Genomic DNA, 21,536 nt, shown 5'->3' on the forward strand with positions numbered 1-21,536 from the left:
CTATAGTCAATCAGGGTAGCTATATCACTCATCTCCTATTCTAAGAGCAGCTATAAAAGCCGATTGCGGAATTTCAACATTACCAATATTACGCATACGTTTTTTGCCAGCTTTTTGCTTTTCCAATAATTTACGTTTACGAGTTATATCTCCACCATAACATTTAGATAAAACATCTTTACGCATTGCTTTAACGGTTTCTCTAGCGATTATTCTGCTACCAATAGCAGCTTGAATAGCGATCTGAAATAATTGCCTTGGGATTAAATCGCTAAGGCGTTTACACAATTCTCGACCACGATATTCTGATCGTGACCGATGTACTATAGTAGATAGAGCATCAACTGGCTCGCTATTAACCAAAATAGATAATTTTACCAAATCACTTTCCTCATAACCATCCATTTCCCAATCAAAGCTAGCATAGCCTTTTGTGTAACTTTTTAACTTATCGTAAAAATCAAATACTATCTCATTTAAAGGTAATCGGTAAATTACCATAGCCCTACCACCGACATAAGTTAATTCAATTTGTACTCCTCTTTTATCAGTACACAAAGATAAAACATTACCTAAAAACTCATCTGGCACTAATATTGTTGCCTTAACCCAAGGCTCTAACATTGATTCTATATTTTGAGTAACAGGTAAGTCAGCCGGATTATGTATTTCTAATTGATGTCCATCACGCATATTAATCTTATAAACCACACTAGGAGCAGTAGTTATCATATCAAGATCAAATTCACGCTCCAGTCTTTCTTGCACTATTTCAAGATGTAGTAACCCCAAAAAACCGCAGCGAAATCCTAATCCTAAGGCAGTTGAACTTTCTGCTTCAAATTCAAAGCTAGCATCGTTAAGCCTTAATTTAGCTAAAGAATCTTTTAGATGCTCAAATTGTGAAGCGTCTGAAGGATATAATCCACAAAATACTACCGGTAAATGTGGCTTAAAACCAGGCAAAGGCTCCTTACAAGGTCTTTTTTCATCAGTTATTGTGTCACCAACTTTACAGTCGACAACTTGCTTGATTGAAGCAGTAAAAAACCCTATTTCTCCTGAATATAAAATATCTGATATATGTTTCTTAGGAGTAAAATACCCAACATTCTCAACATTATAACTACAATTGCTAGCCATCATCCTAATACGCATATTTTTGCGTAAAGTTCCATCGATAACTCTAACCAAAATTACTACTCCTAGGTAAGAATCGTACCAACTATCAACCAATAATGCCTTTAAAATATCTGTTTGATTAGTTGCAGGACAGGGTAGTCTATTAACAATTGCTTCAAGTACTTCTTCTATTCCTATACCACTCTTTGCCGAAATCAATAATGCATCGCTTGCATCTATACCAATTACGTCCTCTATTTGTTGTTTGACTTTATCAGGATCAGCGGCTGGTAGATCAATTTTATTGAGTACAGGAACAATTTCATGCTTATTATCAATCGCTTGATAAACATTTGCGAGAGTTTGTGCCTCAACACCCTGGCTACTATCTACCACTAATAACGAGCCTTCACAAGCAGCGAGTGACCTACTAACCTCATAAGAAAAATCCACATGACCAGGAGTATCCATTAGGTTTAGATAATAGGTATTACCATCTTTGGCTTTATAAACTAATCTAACAGTCTGTGCTTTGATAGTAATTCCCCGCTCTTTTTCTATGTCCATTGAGTCAAGTACCTGCTGACTCATTTCTCGAGCTACCAATCCTCCACAATATTCAATTAACCTGTCTGCTAAAGTAGACTTACCATGATCAATATGAGCGATGATTGAAAAATTTCTGATAAACTTTTGATTATTCATTGTATATGCGATATAATGTTAAAATTAGAAAAATGCTAACCCGACTCGTCATTGCAAAAAGTAGCAAAGCTCGAACGAAACGATCCAATTTAATAAATAGTGGATTGCCACGACCTAACTTACGTGATCTCGCAATGACGCATAGGCATCAGTTTAAGAAAATAAAGTAAAAAAGTCGTCTATTAGCGAGCCACCGTAGGTGGCGTGGCAATCCATTTTTAATCACTTTTTTGGATTGCTTCGTTGACCTTACGGTCTCCTCGCAATGACAGTTTCTCAATTATTGGCTTCTTAAACTAACACTTATGCACAATGACATCGGTTTATCTTATCTTTATATAGTAAAATTCCATTTTATAGTAGGAAATAATAGTGCGTGCTGAAATTGAACATTATGTAAAAAAAATCGAACAGTCTTTAGAGCTGCTCAGGAGGTCACTTTGATTTTGATAACGCAACCAAAAGGCTTGTAGAGCTGGAAAATATATCAGAAGATCCAACTTTGTGGGATAATCAGGAAAAGGCTCAAAATATTCTGAAAGAAAAAAGACTTCTAGAGACTAAGCTTAATTCGTTTAAACAACTTCAATCTAATCTTACGGAATGTTTAGAACTTGAGGAATTGGCGTTTGCCGAAAATGACCAGCAAGTTCTAGAACAAGTTCAAGAAGATTTAAGAAAACTATCTATTATTGCCGGAAAATTTGAGACTGAATGCTTATTTTCTGGGGAATTTGACAGTAATAATTGTTTTCTTGAAATCAATGCTGGAGCTGGCGGTACAGAGAGTCATGATTGGGCATCAATTATGATGCGTATGTATTTGCGTTTCGCGGAAAGACAGGGTTTTAAAAGTGAAGTTATTCATCTTATTAACGGTGAAGAAGCAGGAATAAAATCATGTACTATTAAAATTAATGGCTACCAAGCATATGGTTGGTTTCGAACAGAATCAGGAGTGCACCGTTTAGTACGGATATCGCCTTTTAATGCAGCGGGTAAAAGGATGACTAGCTTTGCTAGTAGTTGGGTATATCCAGAAATTGATGATAGTATTGCAATTGTAATAGATGAAAAAGACCTTAGAATTGATACTTACCGTTCTTCCGGAGCTGGGGGACAACACGTAAACACTACTGATTCTGCCGTAAGGATTACCCACTTACCTACTAATATCGTAACACAGTGCCAAAATGATAGATCACAGCATAAGAACAAAGCACAGGCTATGAAAATGCTTAAAGCAAGGCTTTATGAACTAGAGTTAAAAAAACGTACTGAGGATATTCAAGAACAGAATGCATCAAAAACTGAGAATGGCTGGGGACATCAAATAAGATCTTATGTATTGCAACCTTATCAAATGGTTAAGGATTTACGTACCAATCATGAGACTTCTGATACTAAAGGTGTACTTGACGGAGATTTAGAAAAATTTGTTTCAGCTAGCCTATCAATTAGTGTTGGTAATATATATAGTTAATTCAGGAGAATTTGGTGCTAGGAACGATGGAGCGACGCCTATAAGTAATAGGCGAGCGACGAGTGACGACGTCACCAACTTCTCATTAATTGACTATAGTTAATTTAGGATAGATTGGCTATATATAATTAAGAAACGTGCTAAAATGTCTATATTTCAAAGAGAAATATAAAATCTATGGATATTTTCTTATCCTTTGTTGACAATTATCAAAAAAAGGAGTACCATGTTTTTTGGGTTTAATAATTAACTCTTTAATAGCATGAAAGCCTTATTTCTGCCTGTCAGTTATTGGGTTTAATTTCTACGGAAGAGTTCGAATTAAGTTCAGATAAGTAACTCTATACTAAAAGGTTTTTATGACTACTAAAGTAGGTAAGGTCAAATGGTTTAATACAACCAAAGGTTTTGGTTTTATTCAACCAGACGATGGTGGGAGCGACGTTTTTGTTCACATCTCAGCTGTAGAGCGTGCCGGGATCCGTAATCTTAATGGAGGTCAAAGTGTAGGCTTTGATCTAGAAGACAATAAGGGAAAAATTTCTGCTGTTAATCTGCAAATAAAATAATATTTATTTAAAACTACAAGCAACTACTCAAAATTTATGAGTGGTTATTAAACTAGTGAATTTTGGGTAGTATCATCTTTTTATACACTCTGTGCATTATCTTTTATAATTCAGTGTTCACTGTAAGTAAAGCTGTAATTTTATTGGACTATTTTAAGTATACTCGAATGATTTGGGGAAATGGATTTTCAAAGCAAAAGAGTATCTATGATAGGATTGTATTTATAATTACAGCCGCTTTTACTATACAACAATTAATAACCCGCTTTATAACATAAGAACTTAATCATAAATTTATTTTTTAAGGTATAGAATATATGTTTGCTCAAATGCTTTGAAGATTTGGAGTTTAATTGCATTTAACCTTTCAATTCCTTAAAGCATTTGAGTATTTTTAATTTACGATAAATAACATTGGATTTAATAATGAAAAATTTTAATTTACCAAACGAAGTGATTATATCACTTGAACAGATGAACATCACCTCTCCTACAGAAATTCAAAGAGAGGCTATACCGATTGCGATGCAAGGTAGTGATATTCTTGCTTCTAGTCAAACTGGTTCAGGTAAAACCCTTGCCTATTTACTACCAATCGTCAATTCTTTTATACAGACAAAATCAATGGCTTTGGTACTTGTACCAACTCGGGAATTAGCTAGCCAAGTACGCACTACTTTAACCAATGTAACTACTCAAATTAAGCTTCCTAGTGCGGTTTTAATAGGTGGTGAACCAATGCATAAACAATTTACGCAGCTAAAGGCAAATCCTAAAGTGGTGATTGGAACCCCTGGTCGTATTATAGATCATTTACTACGTGGTACCTTAAAATTAAACACAGTACAATTAGTGGTACTTGATGAGATGGATAGGATGCTTGATATGGGCATGAAAGAACAGTTGGAAGAAATAAATAAATATATACCTGAAAAAAGACAGGTTTTAATGTTTTCAGCTACTATGCCAAAACATATTATTGCACTATCGCAAAAATATGTGATTAACCCTAAACGCATTACTATTGGCTCAACTACTCAGGCTGCTTCTCAAATAAAACAAGAAACTTTGCGAGTTTCTGATAAAGAGAAATTCCCTGAGCTTATAAAGCAATTAAAACAACGTGATGGTTCTATAATTATTTTTGTGAAAACTAAGCGTAGTGCCGATCAGTTGGCAAAAATGTTAAAATTTGAAGATCACAAAGCTGAAGCTATCCATGGTGATTTAACACAAGGTAGAAGGGATCACGTAATTGCATCGTTTCGCTCTTCTCGTCACAGAATTATGGTGGCAACAGATGTTGCGGCTCGTGGCTTAGACATACCACATACACAGCATGTTATCAATTATGATTTGCCAATGTCTCCAGAAGATTATTTACATAGAATAGGTAGAACTGGTAGAGCAGGACTTTCAGGTTGTGCATTATCCTTCATTTCGCCAGAAGATAATATTAGGTGGAAAGCTATTGATCGCCTAATGAACCAAGGTGAGAGTACTTCAAGAGAAGAAATGACCGGAAATAAGAATCGTAGAAGACCATTTAATGGTAATAATAGCAACAATAACAATAATGGTAGAAAAAGTTATTTTCCTCGTAATAATAACGATAAAAAGCCTTATTCTGGTCGCTCTAGAAATAGCCAAGCGTCCTAATTTAGTAAAAGTAGTTATGTTATACCCGATTAGTATTTAGCATCAGCGTCATGGCTCAGAGCCACTTTAGTGGGCGACGAAGCAATCCTGTTTGTGTCATACCTGCGTAGGCAGGTATCCAGATTCCCGCCTACGCGGGAATGACAACTTACAATTGCTTCGAAGGTTTACGCCTCCTCGCTAATAGACAGCACGATGGGTGGTTATTCAGCACTAATTCAGGTTAATTGACTATAACAAACTTACTATAGCTAAATAACTATAAAAGGAAAAATCAAAAAATTCATTAGACCTTATATCTTGAAAATGCGATATAAGGTCTATTATTTAAGGATAAAAATACAGTGAAAGTAATTAAGATCGCACCTTCATTGCTATCAGCCGATTTTGCTAATTTACAAAAAGAAATCAATTCTTTGGAAAAAGCGGGGGCTGATATGATCCATATAGACGTTATGGATGGTCATTTTGTACCTAACTTAACATTTGGACCTCCTATAATAAAAGCCTTAAGATCTCATACTACCTTGCCGTTTGATATACATTTAATGATTAATAACCCAGAATATTCGATTAAAGAATATGCTAGTAGTGGGGCAGATATTATCACTATCCATCCTGAAACAACTATTCATCTTGACCGAACTTTAGACATTATTCAAAATTTAGGAGTAAAAGTCGGAGTGGCACTGCTTCCTTCCACCAACCCAAATTCTATAGATTATATTATTGATAAAGTAGATTTGATTTTAGTAATGACTGTAAATCCCGGGTTTTCTGGTCAAAAATTTATAGAGAATCAGTTAGAGAAAATCAAAATTATTTCAGAAAAAATCAAAAATTCCAACAAAACTATATTACTTTCTGTAGATGGAGGAATAAATAATATTACCGGTAAAAATTGCATCAACGCAGGAGCTGATATTTTAGTATCAGGTAATTTTATTTTTCAATCAAAAAATTATCAAAAACAAATAGATTTACTAAGACATTAACTATCTCACCTTACGCATAACCCAGAATAATTTAAAAATTGCAAGACGTCTATTAGCAAGGAGCTACTTTATTAGCATTGAAGCAATCCAGAAAGCGACCAAAATGGATTGCCACGACCACTATGTGGTCTGGCAATGACGCCACAACTGTTGAAAGTTAGAAGAGGAAGAGGTTTTAGACCGAATAGTTTAAAAGTCGTATGTGGTCAACGTCATTGCGAGAAAGACCGCAGGTCGACGAAGCAATCCACAAAATTAACCAAAAATGGATTGCCACGACCACTACGTGGTCTCGCAATGACGAAAAAGCTATCTAAAATCCGCTCCACCTTCTAACTTTCAACAGTTGTGATGTCCCCCCTGCCTGACTTAGTGTCACCCCTGCGTAAGCAGGGGTCTTAGATTCCTGCCATTGCTAAGAACGACAATTTACTTTTTTATGTCATCCCTGCGTAAGCAGGTATCTATACTAGATTCCCGCCTAGGCGGGAATAACAACTTGCTCAACTTTATGTTGATTAACTATAAAGAACAATAATATAAACAAAAAAGGCTTCCTCTTTGAGAAGGAAGCCCTTTTTGTAGTAATAGATAAGTAAACTTAAATGATTAGTTTAGAAGTTTACACGAACTTTTAAAGTACCTTGATGAGCAACATAGTTCTTAGCTAAATTTGCGTCATAACCAGCTCCATACTCCATAACACCAGCTTTAGCAATAACGCCTAAACCAACATTAAATGATGTTTTTGCAGCTTTTTCAGACTTAGTAATAAAGGAATCAGTCATACCCTCTAATCTAACATCAACTTTTCCTAACGAATTAGCACCTAACTTTTGTGAAACAAAAGCATGTAATTCAGGAGTCACTACAACACCATCAGTATCTATAGAGGTTGAAACTTTAGCACCAACTATAGCCTCAATGTTATTAACACCTCTCTCACCAACAATCTTATTTTGATTTGTTGTACCAGTTTCCTTATAACTTTCATCGTTAAACCTTGTATAACGAACTCCAGCCATCGGAGTTAGTAATGCTGAGTCAGCTATTTTAGCGTTGTAACCAAATAACACCTCTCCGCCGTAAGACATAGTGCCATAATCAGCTTTAGCAGTTTCCTGACCACTAGAATGAGTCTTAGTAGAAACTATTCTAGGATCAGTACCTTTAATTTTACTTGAACCCAAAGAAGCCACAGCTTGTACAAAGAAATTTTGAGGAAGTGATTGTGCTGCATAAATAGAACCCATGAAAGTACCTATTTCAGTTTTTCCAGCGTAATCACCTTTGTACTTCATGTCACTCTTAACAAAGCTAACAGCAGCACCAATTGTTAGATCATCATTGACTAAAGTATCAAAACCAACGACTCCACCAAAAGATTTTACTCCATACCCAGCATCATCACCGCTCTTCTTTTGAGTAGCTTGACTATAATATGGCATAGCCCATGCACCCATTAAAGTATCATCAGAACCAGCAGAAACTGCAGCAGCATTAGCTTTAAGCATTCTGTTACGAAGAGCAGCACCAAACATTTCACCAACCTTTCCGACTTGGCTTGTTGATTCAACATTGTTAGTTGTTGAAACCACTTTTCTGACTGCATGAGCACGAAGATCTGCATATTCTTCTGGCTCTTCCCCTTTTGCATGGTCTTCAGACATAAAGCTTAGATCATTTACAAAACCTTTTGCTTTAACAAGGCGTTTGACATTTTCAGCACTAACAACAGCACCAACTTTTTTCAAGTCCGCTGTAATACCACCTTCTATATCAACCTTACGTTCAAACATTAGTTTATTATCTTTAGTTATAATATCCCAATCTACATAGGCTCGATTGTGTGCTACTCCTTCTACACCTACTAGATTGAATGCACCACCATCTAAGTGATTAGCACCATCTATAAGTATAAATGGCTTGTTATTATACTCTGTTACGTCAGCTTCGTCAGAAATTCTAACGGTAACTCCTACATTGCTAGCAACAGTAACTTTGTCCTTAAGCACTATATTACCAAATGCACCTCCTTTACTTAAGACAGTACGAATACTGGTTTTTTCTCCCCAAGTTCCGGATTTTTCGAGGCTCAACTGATTAGATTCTAGATCAATATTTGCATTATTCTGTGAAATACCATGAATTGCTACCTTGCTAGCAGCAATTTTAATATTTTCATTACCAAAGTTAATATTTTTCGCATGCAAACCAGAAGATTTCAAAGTTGCAGTATGTGTATTATCACCAGTAAAGTTAATCGCCTCAAAGGCCTTGTTAGCTGTACCAAAAGTCTTGCTACTAATTTCAGCATTACCTGCAAAGGCGATGGTATTTTTAGTTCCCACACTGGTCATATCAGCTTTCAGAATAACGTTATCTCTGAATTCAACAGAAGCAACACCACCAGCGTCAGTTTCAGTATGACCAAGCTGTATTGCCCCGTCTACTGTTCCACCAGCTGCATAATATACATTATCATGAACAACAACCTTATTAGCAAAGGTATCGCCATAGTTTGTGACTTTTGATTTTAAATTTACTAGTTTTAAGTTGTAATTCTCACTACCTAAACCATAAATAGCACCATCAACTCCTTTACCCAAATCATAGTTAACAGTACCTTTCTCTTTAGCTACAGTAGTTACACTAATAAAGGCTTTTTGACTCTTAACATCTAAAATAGTATCTGCAGTAAATGCTAAATTAACAGGATGAGCATCACTCCCAATATTTTGACCTGAGATAATTTCGTCTTGATTTATTGCACTTGCTAACCGAATTGTAGGGCTTTTATCTGCAACAGTACTTTCAACCTCTATCCCACTAAGTTTCATGTCCTTAGATAAAGCTAAGGTTGAAGCATTGCTGAAAGCAATTTTTTTGAATCTAAGACCATTACCTTCTAATGTAACATTACCATCACCTTGTAACTCTAATACCGCTACTGCATTAACAGGAGCAAGAGTACGAACACGTCCACCAGGAGCAACAGTAGTAGCTGTTTCAAATGTTGCTGCACCTTTATTGGTAAATCTTAATACTCCACTACCATCAGTTTTAACAGCAAAGTTTTTAACCTTATAGTCATTATCTACAACTAATACAGAACTATCCCCCAAGGCTATATTTGTGACGTAGGCTTTACCAGATGTAGTTGCTTCAACACTATCCATTACCTCAAGTGTTTTAAAAAATCTAATATAGCTTCCTATATTTCCTTTCAAAGCACCAGCTTTAGCAAAAACTATCTTACCTTGATTATTGTTAGAAGTTGTTATAGAGTCAGCAGTAATGTCAATATCACCAATAGTTAAAGTCTTATCTGCTTTAAAGTTAATTTCCTCTAGCTTATCATCACCAGTTGTTTTGGTATTAAGTAATGAGATATTCTCAGAAATTTTAACTTTAACTTTCTTCGCCTTCTTCAACTCTCCTAAAGCATAACTAGCATCAGCAGTTTTTAAACCAATTGTTGAAGCTTTTTCATTAAATTCTATTCCAGCAATATTAACCGATTTTCCATTTCCAGGCTGTAAATTAAGATTTTGTCCACTCAGTGATATTTTATCTAAAGGCGTATTATCAGTTCCTATGTCACCAATAATTGTTAAGATTCTCTTATCTGCCATTTTAGTTGCATCAATATTACCACCAAATTTACTAATTTGCTTAGATTCAATGGTTACGTTCTCTGCTGAATTAAGTGCTAATGTTCCTTTCGCATTACCAAATACTATAGTATTAGCCTTAATCGTAGTACCACCTACCATTAATGTTTTATCCTGTGCAATATTAATCTCATTAACATCTGTAATATTACCAGCAACTTCAGCGTTTTCAAAATTTAAGGTTCGAGCCTGTTCAATATTACCGGCGAATTTATAATCGTTAACAAACTCAAATATGCTACCATTTGCTCCCTGTATTTTAGTGGCACTATTAGTACCAGCTTTTGTGAATCTCAAAGTACCCACACCTGCATGTGTAATCAAATTCAAGTCAGTTACAGTACCATCGAATTCACTATTACCTGCATCAAAATTCAGTGTTCCGGTTTTGTGTTTGTGTCTTTTATTAGGGCTACGATCACCACAGAAATCTCCAGAAAGATTTTTGTTAGCTGCAACGTTAATAATACTATTGACGTCATGGAAATCTACTCTACCAAGATTACCACCCTTAGTAAGAATTAAGGTTGTTACATTAGGTCCTGTTAGATTGGTAGTATCTACGTTAAGTTCGTGATCAAAAGTTACTATACCACCATCTACACTAAAGGCATCAATAAATGCTTCGGTATGAACTCGTACTGCAGTTGCTGCTAGTATATTTGTAAATTTAAGCTCTTTTAATCTATTCTCCTTAGTACCGATAGAATAAGCGATATTATGAGCAATGTTACCATTTAAATGTAGAGTACCTGTTCCATCTTTTGTAGTTGTAATGCTAGTAGCCTCAATAGCATTGTTGACTTGCAAGGAAGAATCATCCCCATTGAATACGATGTTAGTAGCTTTAGTAACAGCAGCATTCTGGAATTCTACTTTTCCTCCAATTTCAATTCTATGTAATTTAGCATCAATAGCGTTCCCAATCAGTGAAGTAACAACAGAATCTCCTGCAAAAATTACAGTACCAGTATTATTATACGCACCCTTTATTTCACGTGCTGTTACGTTCCCATTAAATGTAATAGTACTGCCAGGAGTATCAACAGCACCCCCTAGCGTTACATCTTCAACAAGATGTAAATTATTAGTTATAGTTACCGATTTACCAGCATTAACTTCTAAGTTTTCCACAGAGTCATTACCAGCAGCCCAAGTTCCTCTTAAAACTACTCCAGTGGAATCAATCACAACCTTACCAGTTCCGCCGCCTCTGAAGTCAACATCAGAATTGAAATTGTCTCCAGAAATCGTAACAGTCGCAGTTCTCCCGTCAAGATCAATATTTTTTAACACTTCAAAATTACCTGTAGTACCATTCATACCTAATATAATTCTAGCAGCATCATTGGTTGCAAGAATTTTTAATGTTTTTCCTCCAAGAACATTCTTAATAGTAAGAGTATTACCTGGCACGCTAACCTGAGCACCAACAACTCCGTTGGTATTAAATGAAACTCTCCGATTCGCATTCGCAATTACATTAAATGTAGGATTTGCGGGATCAAAGTCGATCATATCATCGTCTGCAATTACACGAACTTCACTCCAGTGTCCATTATCATTAAACTCAGAACCGACCCGATTTGGTGTAATACCAAACGCTGAACTACTTGCCCCAACTATTACCGAAGCAACAGAAGCAGTAGCCAGCAAACTTCTTAAAAAATTGCTTTTTTTTCTTTCTTTATTCATAAATTTTTCCTAATTTAAGTTAATTTTTTAAATCGGTTTTTATGTCATTCCCGCGTAGACGGGAATCCAAGACCCCCTACCTTCGCAGGGATGACACAAAACCTTATGCCATTCTTGTGTTCTAATCACACCCTTCCTACCCGAGTCTTTGGTCATTTTTCCTCATCTTATGTCATTGCCGCTTCGATGTGGAATCTAAGGTTTTTTAGCTCCATGCCGTTGCCAGGAATGACATCATTTTTGTGGGAATGACGCATTTTTCGTGTAGATGACAGCCTTTTACAGGAATGACATACCTATTCTATATAAAACCTTTTAGAATATCTAGCACGCAGAATACTATATATGCAAAACTAATTAATTACAAGCTACTTAGACTATTTTTTTTGATAAATCCTTATCTATTGTGTTATATTTGAAACAGTACTAATTTAGATAGGTTGTAAAAGCAATCAAAAATGGATTGCTTAGTCAGCTTACGCCTCCTCGTAATGACGGGAAAGCCTATAACCCACCTCTTCGCAATGACGTTTGTGGTGCATATAAGTCATTGCGAGACCACATAGTGGTCGTGGCAATCCATTTGGGTCACTTTCCTGGATTGCTTCGTCGGCTCACGCCTTCTCGCAATGACGTATAAACCTCTCGTCACTGCGAGAAAACATAAGCTTACCACTCGTCATTGCGAGCGAACGTATGTGAGCGTGGCAATCCATCAGACTTGTCATATGAATATACCTACAGCTCCTAGGAATAATATCAATATTACAAGGTATTTTAAATTATTAGTTGACTTATTAGAGATTTGGTATTGTAATAGGTTATAATTTTGTGTATCATAATAAATGTTTTTAATCATTATTAATTGGAGAATTTTAATGCAAGTGTTCGTTGGAAAAGCTGCTCCGGATTTTACAGCTAAAGCTATTATGCCTGATAATAGTATAGAATCTGAATTTAATCTTAGAAATTATGCTAAAAATCATAAAGTGGTATTGTTTTTTTACCCGCTTGATTTTACTTTTGTTTGTCCATCAGAAATTATAGCTTTTAATAATAGGTTAGGAGAATTTACTGAGAGAAATACAAAATTAGTAGCAATAAGTGTTGACTCGCATTTTTCTCATTTAGCTTGGAAAAATACCCCTTACAATAAAGGTGGGGTTGGTAATATCCAGATTCCTATGGTGTCAGATATTAAAAAGAGTGCGTCACATAGTTATAATGTACTACATGATGAAGGAATATCGCTGCGTGGTACTTTTGTTATTGATGAAACATTTATAGTACGGCATTTACTAGTTAATGATTTGCCAATTGGTAGAAATATTGATGAAGTAATAAGAGTGATCGATGCTATAGACTATAATACCAAACATGGCGAAGTATGTCCAGCTGGATGGCAGAAAGGTGACGAAGGTATTACTCCATCGCATAAAGGAGTGTCACATTACTTAGCTTCTAATGCAGAAAAGTTATAGCTATAGTCAATTGCTGAACTAGTGCCGAATAGGCACCCATCGTGCTGTAATTGTGCATAAGTGTCAGTTGACGCCTATGTGTCATTGCGAGAAGGCGTAAGCCTTTGAAGCAATCCACTCTTTTATGGATTGCCACGCCACCTACGGTGGCTCGCAATGACGCATAGGTGTCAGTTATTGAGAAACCGTCATTGCGAGGAGACCGTAAGGTCGACGAAGCAATCCATTTTAATCGCTTTTTTGGATTGCTTCGTTGCCACTAAAGTGGCTCCTCGCAATGACGCTTATGTGCAATGACGCTGATGCTAAATACTAACCGGATTTATAACGTTGCCAATTAAAGTTAATTCACTAATATATAGTCAATTGATGCTGAAGGAGCTATTTTTGGATACTAACCCAGTATCTTATACAAAAGAAACTATTGACATCCTAAGATTGATTAGGAGCGAAAATGTTGGCTCAAGAACTTTTTGGAGCTTAATAAAGCTATTTGGTAATAGCAGTGCTGCAATTGACAAAATACAAGAATTTTCTCTGAGGGGTGGGCGTTCTAAGCCCGTAAGGGTATTTTCTCAGAGCGATGCAAGTAAAGAACTTGAATTGTTGCAAAAGCATAATGCTCAGATTATTACCTATAAATCTCCAGGATATTCAAGGTTATTGTTAGAGATTTTTGATTGCCCGCCAATATTAAGTTATAAGGGCAATATTGGGTTATTAGCACACGAAAGATGTTTAGCAATTGTTGGAGCAAGAAATGCTTCAGTAAATGGTCGTGCCTTTGCTGCTAAAATTGCTAAGGAATTGACTGATGCAAATTATATAGTGGTTTCTGGACTTGCCAGAGGTGTTGATACAGCAGTGCATCAAGTAAATACCTCTAAAACAATAGGAGTTATAGCTGGAGGAATTGATTATGTTTACCCCCCAGAGAATGTTAGATTATTTGAGCAAATCCAACAAAATGGCTTGATAATTGCTGAATTACCAGTAGGTTCAAAACCACTTGGGCAACATTTTCCACAGCGTAATCGATTAATTTCTGGTATATCTCTTGGAACAGTAGTGATTGAAGCAAGTCTAAAATCTGGATCGTTAATAACAGCACGGTTTGCTTTAGAACAGAATAGAGAAGTATTTGCTGTACCAGGATTTCCGCTGGATCCTAGGTGTCAAGGTACTAATAAACTTATCAAGGAAGGAGCTCATATGGTGGAATCTACTGAGGACATAGAGACTAATTTACCACCTTTTAGCAAAATTATCAGTAAATCTAAGGATGTAGCAAATGATTCAATCGAAAATAATCAGTTTAGAACGTTAGATATCAAATATGATAATGTAATTACCAATGATATGCGTATGAGGGTTAAGGAGCTTTTATCTTCAACTCCTATAGATTTTGATTGTTTACATCAAACACAGCTACCTTTGCCGGCTATATATATGATAATATTAGAGCTAGAATTGGCTGGAAAAATAACCAGATATCCTGGCAACAAGATATCTTTAATTTATAAATAAATATGAAATTAGTAATAGTAGAATCGCCGGCAAAGGCGAAAACGATAAATAAGTATCTGGATAGTGATTTTAAGGTTATTGCTTCGTTTGGACATATTAGAGATTTACCATCTAAAAATGGTTCAGTTCTGCCAAATGAAGATTTTTCTATGAAATATGTTATATCAGATAAAGCAGAAAAATATGTTGAAGCAATAACTAAGGATGCTGCCAAAGCTGAAATGGTTTATCTAGCAACAGATCGAGACCGAGAGGGAGAAGCAATTGCCTGGCATGTTGCAGAAATAATAAAAGAAAAAAACTTGATTAAATCTAATGATTTCTTTAAGAGAGTAGCATTTGATGAGATTACCAAAAAAGCTATTTTACATGCAATGGACAACCCAAGAAATATTGATATTGATTTGGTTAATGCTCAACAAGCAAGGAGAGCATTGGATTATTTGGTAGGATTTACTTTATCACCGATATTATGGCGTAAATTACCGGGATGTAGATCCGCAGGTAGAGTTCAGTCTGTAGCACTCCGACTTATTTGCGAGCGAGAAGATGAAATTGAACGTTTTAAATCGCAAGAATATTGGGATATTACCCTTAATGTTCTGAATAGTAATAACGAGCCGTTTTTAGCGAGATTAACTCATGTCAATGGTAATAAATTAGAGAAATTCTCAATTATTAATCAATCGGCAGCTAATGATCTAGTCAAAGAAATAAAATCAAAGAATTTTCATATTGCATCTTTAGAAAAAAAGCAGCAAAAACGTCAGCCTCAACCGCCTTTCATTACTTCTTCGTTACAGCAAGAAGCAGCTCGAAAATTAGGGTTTACTGCTAAAAAAACTATGCAAATTGCCCAAAAACTTTACGAAGGCATGGATATAGGTAATGAAACGATAGGTTTGATTACCTATATGAGAACTGATGGTACTACCCTTGCTAGTGAGGCTGTTGAACAAATACGTCAGTTGATACATAAGAATTTTGGTGATAAATATCTACCAGCTAGCCAGCGAGTTTATAAATCTAGAGCCAAAAATGCTCAAGAAGCTCATGAAGCTATTAGACCAACCGATGTTACTCTGTTACCAGAAAAATTAAAGGATACACTAGATAAAGATTATTATAGGCTTTACGACTTGATTTGGAAAAGGACGATAGCCTGCCAAATGGAAAATGTTATTATTGATTTAGTGGTCGCTCAGCTTGATACAGAAAATAAAGAATTCACCGCCAGGGCAACTGGTTCAATTATTGCCTTTGATGGTTTCTACAAAATTTATCGTGAGGGTCTAGATGATGAAACGGAAGAAGAAAATAGGCTTCTACCATTACTACAAGAAGGAGAAAAATTAACTACAACTTCAGTGAATCCAGCACAGCATTTCACCGAACCACCACCAAGATATTCTGAAGCCAGTCTCGTCAAGAAGCTTGAAGAACTTGGAATTGGTCGTCCTTCTACTTATGCTTCTATTATATCAGTATTGCAAGATAGGAACTATGTGGTTGTTGAGAAAAAACGTTTCTTTCCAGAGGAATTAGGGCGTTTAGTGACAACATTTCTGACAGGGTTTTTCAAAAAATATGTTGAATATGATTTTACAGCTGATCTGGAGAATGATTTAGATGAAGTGGCAGAAGGTAAAATAGAATGGAAAAATTTACTAAAAAAATTCTGGGATGGGTTTAATAATAACGTAGAAATAGTTAGTGATAAGAAAATATCTGATATAATCCTTTATGTTGAACAAGCATTAGATTATCACCTATTTGGAGAAAAATCAGAAAGCAACAATTCGAAAAATTGTCCCTCCTGTTCTACAGGGCAATTAGGGTTAAAGCTTGGTAAGTTTGGAGCGTTTTTAGCTTGCAGTAACTATCCTGAATGTACTTTCAAAAAACAAATTACTTCGAAGAATAGTGATATTGTTGATATGGCTGAAGAGAACAGATTATTAGGAGTAGATAAAGAGGGTCATGATGTTTTATTAAAGAAAGGTCCATATGGTTTTTATGTACAGACTAGCAAACCAGTTGCCAAGGGTGAAAAACCAAAGCGTGTGTCATTGCCACCGTCAGTAGCACAAAATGACGTGACTCTTAGTTTGGCTCTAAGGCTTCTTGAGTTACCGGTTAAGTTATGCCTGCACCCTGAATCTCATCAAGAGATTATACTGGGTATAGGTAGATATGGTCCGTATCTTAAATATCTTGATCGGTTTATTTCAATACCTAAAAGATACGATCCTTTTACCATCACATTAGAAACTGCTGTGGAAATAATTGAGGCTAGTAATAATAGGCTGAAGAATAAACCGGAGAAAGATACTGATAAGCCAGGAGTAGTGGTAACAACAATTCCTAAAAAGAATATTAGGACAAGGACTGGTGCTGCAAAAAAAGTAACAAAAAAGAAAAAAGCAAAATAAGCAATTAGAAAATTATGAGAAAAGTTATCACAAGATTTGCTCCCTCACCAACTGGTATGTTGCATATAGGTAATACTAGGACAGCTCTGATAAATTGGTTATATGCTAGAAAGCATAATGGCATATTTATTTTAAGGTTTGATGATACTGATCTTGAACGTAGCAAACAACAATATAAACATGCCATTGAAGAGGATTTTAAATTTTTAGGACTTAACTGGGATCAAACTTTTTGCCAATCTGATAGATTTGATAAGTATGAAGCAGTAAAAGCATTATTATTACAAAAAAATAAATTATATCCTTGTTTTGAGACCCAGGAAGAGCTGGAATTAAAGCGTAAGTTACAACTATCTAGAGGGCTTCCTCCGATATATGATCGTGCGGCTTTGAACCTTACTGAACAACAAATAAATGACTATATTAGTCAAGGAAGAAAACCGCATTATCGATTCTTGGTATCGCATACTCCAATTATTTGGCAAGATATGATTAAGGGTGAAGTTAAATATGAAGGCAAGAATATTGGTGATCCGATAGTTATCAGAGAAGATAACAGTATGACTTATATGCTTTGTTCGGTTGTTGATGATATTGATTATGGCATTACCGATATTGTTCGAGGCGAGGATCACGTAACTAACACTGCCATTCATGTGCAAATGTTTGAAACTCTAGGGGCAAAGGTACCAAATTTTGCTCATCTTAGTCTAGTTATCAGTCGGGATGAAAAAATATCTAAAAGAACAGGGGGATTTGAGATTGCTGCTCTAAGGGATAAAATTGGATTAGAACCAATGGCAATTAATAGTTTCTTTAGTTTGCTTGGCTCATCATCGCCTATTATACCATTTAAAAATTTAGCTGGGCTAATAAAAGAGTTTGACATTAATAATTTTTCTAAAAGTCCAACAACTTATTTACCAGAAGAGCTAGAGCGTTTAAATCATAAATTACTAATTAGCTTGAGTTTTGATGAAGTAAAAGATCGCTTAAAAGAGATTAAAGCTGAACAAATAAATGAGCAATTTTGGTTAGCAGTTAGAGGTAATTTACAAAAATTATATGAAATAAAAGATTGGTGGAATATTTGTTATTCCCCCTCTAAAGTTGAAGGATTAGATAAAGAGTTTTTAAAACAAGCAGCTACCTTATTAATAGACGAACCAATAACCATCGATAGTTGGAGCATATGGACTAAAAGAATTATGGAAATAACTGGTAAAAAAGGTAAAGAAGTATTCCTACCTTTAAGACTTGCTATAACAGGAATGACATCTGGACCAGAAATGTCAGTAATATTACCTCTGCTCAGCAAAGATGAAATTACAAAAAGATTAACAAGTTGATTTATGCAAATATAGTCAATTCAGAAGAATTTGGGGCTAGGAGCGATGGAGTGCATAAGCGTCAGTTTAAAAAATAATAATTGAAAAACCGTCATTGCGAGGAAACCTTAAGGTTGACGAAGCAATCCAGAAAAGTGATTAAAAATGGATTGCCACGCCACTTACGGTGGCTCGCTAATAAACGACTTTTCTACTTTATTTTCTTAAATTAACGCCTATAAGTAATAGGCGAGCATTGAGCAACAACGTCTCCAACTTCTCATCAATTGACTATAGCTCTTCTAATTTTCAACAATTGTGCCTAAGATACCTGAGCTATTTGGTATTCTAGAGCCACTTCTTTACCACAAAAAGCCATAGCAATTTTGATAATTTTCTGAACATGAGAGTGTTCTTTTATTTTAGTCTCATATTTTTTTCTCATGATTTGATCTAGCCCATCTTTTGCGATAGATTCTAGAGTATCAGGAGATTTGCATATTTTATATTCAATAATAATAGCATTATTCTGCTTCCCAGCCTTAGGTAGCAATATAATATCAGCTCTACCACTGCCTGTTTCTCTCTCACTATCTATGACATAGCCAGGAGATAAAGTGTTAATTAAACCTAGCATAAAGCCGCTATAAAATAACTCGGCTTTTTTCTCGCCAGTTTGATGAAAACTAGTAGCATTTAGTAATAACTCTTGTAATTTCTCTTTAAATTCTTCTATTTTACCTGCCGGCAGCAAACTAGCAAAAGAATAATATAAAGAACTATCCATTTGTAACTTGCTACTCACCCATTGTAATAGCCTGGTTTCATATATATATTCTACTTCCTTATTAGGCACTGATAATTCGTAGATATCTTTTGCAGGTTCGATAGCTGTTGGGTTTAGATAACCACTAAATAGCAACAGACTAAATAACCCACTTCGCGTATTAATATCGCTGAAACTGATTTGTTTGGTAATAGGTGCGATGATACTTTTACCGCTAGCTAATTGTTGGATATCAATTTGTATTTCATCTGATAACAATGCTTTATCAACAAGCCCAGTGCCACCGCTATCAAGCCAATAATGATCAAGCTTACCTCTAGTATCTAGGCATAACATAATTGACCATGGATTATAGATGATTTCTCCACCAAAACTATAGCCATTATACCAAGCTTTAATTTGTTCAGGACTTGTGTCAAGTGGTACTTTGGTTAATAACTCATCAACCTCTGCTTGAGTGAAACCATAAAACTTAGCAAATTTTTCATCTAGCAGAGTATATTCACGAACATTATTCAAATCCGAAAATAAATTAGCTTTAGCAACCCGTAATATGCCAGTTATTAGCCCTTTCTCTAAATAAGGATTAGTTTTTAAACTACTGCCAAACATTCCGCGGAATATTTTTAGTACATCATCAAATTCTTTTAATTTATCACCAAATTCAATGTATGAACTATTGATCGGCGTATCGTATTCATCGATCAATATATAAACTTTTTGACCAAAATGTTTGTACAGTACTTCACTCAAAACCCGTAAACTATCTTTTAAGTCTTCCTTATCAAGTTTTCCTGTAAAATATCGATTTAACTTTTCCTTTTGTGCATCATCTAGTAAATTTTCATCTGTTGTTATATAACGCTTTAAGTATCGATGGTTTGTAAATAAATTAGTTACTTGATTTTTTATCCCATTTTCAATTTCTTGGTAGTTACTGCCTTTAACATCCTTAAAATTTATGGAAATAACTGGATAATTACCTTGCTGAGCCATGGCATATTCATTGCCGTTAATCTTTAAAGGCTCTAAAGTTCTTTTTCCCTTAATGCCTAAATCGATTTCTCCACCGGTAAATAGCTTGTTATTTACTCTATCTTCTATAGGTAAAGGAACACCATTTTGATCCACCTCTATCTCAAAAAATTTCTGGAGCATGTTCATATTCAAACTCTTACCCCAACGCCTTGGTCTAGTGATCAATATAACCTTACCACTATCTTCCAATAATTCTTTGATCATTAGACTTTTATCAACAAATACATCACTATTAACTAGCAAGTCATAGAATTCATCGGTACCTATCCTCATTCTTGGTGGTTTATTGTTATCTTGCATGGTGCTATTAGAATCAGAAAGCTTAAAGGTCATGTTATTTATTATATTTGATTTAAGCAAAGTGTAGCATAAATAAGCTAACAACACCAGAAATCTAAAGAACAAATTGAAAAATTATAGTCAATTCAGGAGAATTTGGGGCTAGGAGCGATGGAGCGACGCCTATAAGTAATAGGCGAGCGACGAGTGACGACGTCACCAACTTCCCATCAATTGACTATATATTCAAATTTCTTTTGAACAACCTACTATTTATAAGCTCTATAAAAAACTTGATTATGGAGTATTACTATTTCATCTATTTTTACCCTGCATTCGTGCCTTGAGATGCTACTATTGACCCAATAAGCTCAACTATTTTTTGTCTAATTTGCGGATTTTGAATTTTGCTAAATACTCTAACAAGATAGGATACTTCCTCTTCTGCATCGTATTTTAAAGGGGCTAAATATTCTGCTCTATCTTTCTCAATAATATCATTCAAAAACTTATGATTGTCTTGTATCTCAAATAAGTAACCATCTGATGCATCAGTAATTTCAGTTGTATCAAGAAAATACTCAATAGATACATTTAATAATTTTGCAAAAAAATACAATATACTACTAGCTATTGGGGTAGTAGCATCTTCATATCTTTGTATCTGCTTTACACTAAACGTCAATTCGGGATAAGGGATAAGAAAAAATAAAGGAGATATAGGAGTTGCAAGGAGTTAATGCCTGTGATAAATGTTTTTTT

13 protein-coding genes are annotated in these 21,536 nt (G+C 35.2%); 9 read left to right on the plus strand and 4 right to left on the minus strand.

Annotated elements, in window-relative coordinates:
• Positions 1-24: 24 nt before the first annotated feature.
• On the minus strand, positions 25-1,827 hold the full coding sequence (gene lepA, locus RiCNE_RS00190; RefSeq protein ID WP_094648628.1) for a translation elongation factor 4: 1,803 nt from the start codon (positions 1,825-1,827) through the stop codon (positions 25-27).
• A gap of 372 nt (positions 1,828-2,199) precedes the next feature.
• Here lepA and prfB point away from each other — a divergent pair.
• The 5 genes from prfB (at position 2,200) to rpe (ending at position 6,533) form a co-directional block, all read left to right on the plus strand.
• Positions 2,200-3,310, plus strand: a protein-coding gene (gene prfB / locus RiCNE_RS00195) for a peptide chain release factor 2 (RefSeq protein WP_133062907.1) whose coding sequence is annotated in 2 segments (ribosomal slippage) — positions 2,200-2,268 and positions 2,270-3,310 — 1,110 coding nt in all. Because the reading frame shifts where the segments join, the coding sequence is not laid out codon by codon here.
• On the plus strand, positions 3,291-3,413 hold the full coding sequence (locus RiCNE_RS00200) for a palindromic element RPE2 domain-containing protein (RefSeq protein ID WP_239832510.1): 123 nt from the start codon (positions 3,291-3,293) through the stop codon (positions 3,411-3,413). The genes prfB and RiCNE_RS00200 overlap by 20 nt, the downstream gene beginning before the upstream one ends.
• A 256-nt stretch (positions 3,414-3,669) precedes the next feature.
• Complete coding sequence (locus tag RiCNE_RS00205) at positions 3,670-3,879, plus strand: cold-shock protein (protein ID WP_094648631.1); 210 nt, start codon at positions 3,670-3,672, stop codon at positions 3,877-3,879.
• A gap of 426 nt (positions 3,880-4,305) precedes the next feature.
• Positions 4,306-5,538, plus strand: coding sequence for a DEAD/DEAH box helicase (locus tag RiCNE_RS00210; RefSeq protein WP_094648632.1), 1,233 nt, complete (start codon positions 4,306-4,308; stop codon positions 5,536-5,538).
• 344 nt (positions 5,539-5,882) lie between these two features.
• The gene (gene rpe, locus RiCNE_RS00215; RefSeq protein ID WP_204839938.1) at positions 5,883-6,533 is read left to right on the plus strand and encodes a ribulose-phosphate 3-epimerase; all 651 of its coding nucleotides are present in this window, start codon (positions 5,883-5,885) and stop codon (positions 6,531-6,533) included.
• A 614-nt stretch (positions 6,534-7,147) separates the two neighbouring features.
• On the opposite strand, the gene RiCNE_RS00220 is transcribed toward rpe, so the two are convergent.
• Positions 7,148-11,902 (minus strand): autotransporter outer membrane beta-barrel domain-containing protein, encoded by a 4,755-nt coding sequence (locus RiCNE_RS00220; RefSeq protein WP_094648633.1) that lies wholly within the window; start codon positions 11,900-11,902, stop codon positions 7,148-7,150.
• An 878-nt stretch (positions 11,903-12,780) separates the two neighbouring features.
• On the opposite strand from RiCNE_RS00220, the gene RiCNE_RS00225 reads away from it, so the two are divergent.
• The 4 genes from RiCNE_RS00225 to gltX all read left to right on the plus strand — a co-directional run bounded on the left by RiCNE_RS00225 (position 12,781) and on the right by gltX (position 18,691).
• Positions 12,781-13,383 (plus strand): peroxiredoxin, encoded by a 603-nt coding sequence (locus RiCNE_RS00225; RefSeq protein ID WP_094648634.1) that lies wholly within the window; start codon positions 12,781-12,783, stop codon positions 13,381-13,383.
• A 387-nt stretch (positions 13,384-13,770) separates the two neighbouring features.
• Complete coding sequence (dprA, locus tag RiCNE_RS00230; RefSeq protein ID WP_239832517.1) at positions 13,771-14,910, plus strand: DNA-processing protein DprA; 1,140 nt, start codon at positions 13,771-13,773, stop codon at positions 14,908-14,910.
• Positions 14,911-14,912: 2 nt separating this feature from the next.
• The gene (topA, locus tag RiCNE_RS00235) at positions 14,913-17,342 is read left to right on the plus strand and encodes a type I DNA topoisomerase (RefSeq protein WP_094648636.1); all 2,430 of its coding nucleotides are present in this window, start codon (positions 14,913-14,915) and stop codon (positions 17,340-17,342) included.
• A gap of 14 nt (positions 17,343-17,356) precedes the next feature.
• Positions 17,357-18,691 (plus strand): glutamate--tRNA ligase, encoded by a 1,335-nt coding sequence (gene gltX, locus RiCNE_RS00240; protein ID WP_094648637.1) that lies wholly within the window; start codon positions 17,357-17,359, stop codon positions 18,689-18,691.
• A gap of 301 nt (positions 18,692-18,992) precedes the next feature.
• On the opposite strand, the gene RiCNE_RS00245 is transcribed toward gltX, so the two are convergent.
• The gene (locus RiCNE_RS00245; RefSeq protein ID WP_094648638.1) at positions 18,993-20,828 is read right to left on the minus strand and encodes an AAA family ATPase; all 1,836 of its coding nucleotides are present in this window, start codon (positions 20,826-20,828) and stop codon (positions 18,993-18,995) included.
• A gap of 271 nt (positions 20,829-21,099) precedes the next feature.
• On the minus strand, positions 21,100-21,459 hold the full coding sequence (locus RiCNE_RS00255; protein WP_094648640.1) for a hypothetical protein: 360 nt from the start codon (positions 21,457-21,459) through the stop codon (positions 21,100-21,102).
• Positions 21,460-21,536: the final 77 nt, after the last annotated feature.

This window comes from Rickettsia endosymbiont of Culicoides newsteadi (assembly GCF_002259525.1).
GTDB lineage: Bacteria > Pseudomonadota > Alphaproteobacteria > Rickettsiales > Rickettsiaceae > Tisiphia.

Coding starts and splice junctions, on each gene's coding strand:
- RiCNE_RS00205 (WP_094648631.1), top strand. CDS start 3,670: ATGACTACTAAAGTAGGTAAGGTCAAATGGTTTAATACAACCAAAGGT.
- topA (WP_094648636.1), top strand. CDS start 14,913: ATGAAATTAGTAATAGTAGAATCGCCGGCAAAGGCGAAAACGATAAAT.
- RiCNE_RS00220 (WP_094648633.1), bottom strand. CDS start 11,902: ATGAATAAAGAAAGAAAAAAAAGCAATTTTTTAAGAAGTTTGCTGGCT.
- RiCNE_RS00245 (WP_094648638.1), bottom strand. CDS start 20,828: ATGACCTTTAAGCTTTCTGATTCTAATAGCACCATGCAAGATAACAAT.
- gltX (WP_094648637.1), top strand. CDS start 17,357: ATGAGAAAAGTTATCACAAGATTTGCTCCCTCACCAACTGGTATGTTG.
- RiCNE_RS00210 (WP_094648632.1), top strand. CDS start 4,306: ATGAAAAATTTTAATTTACCAAACGAAGTGATTATATCACTTGAACAG.
- RiCNE_RS00225 (WP_094648634.1), top strand. CDS start 12,781: ATGCAAGTGTTCGTTGGAAAAGCTGCTCCGGATTTTACAGCTAAAGCT.
- lepA (WP_094648628.1), bottom strand. CDS start 1,827: ATGAATAATCAAAAGTTTATCAGAAATTTTTCAATCATCGCTCATATT.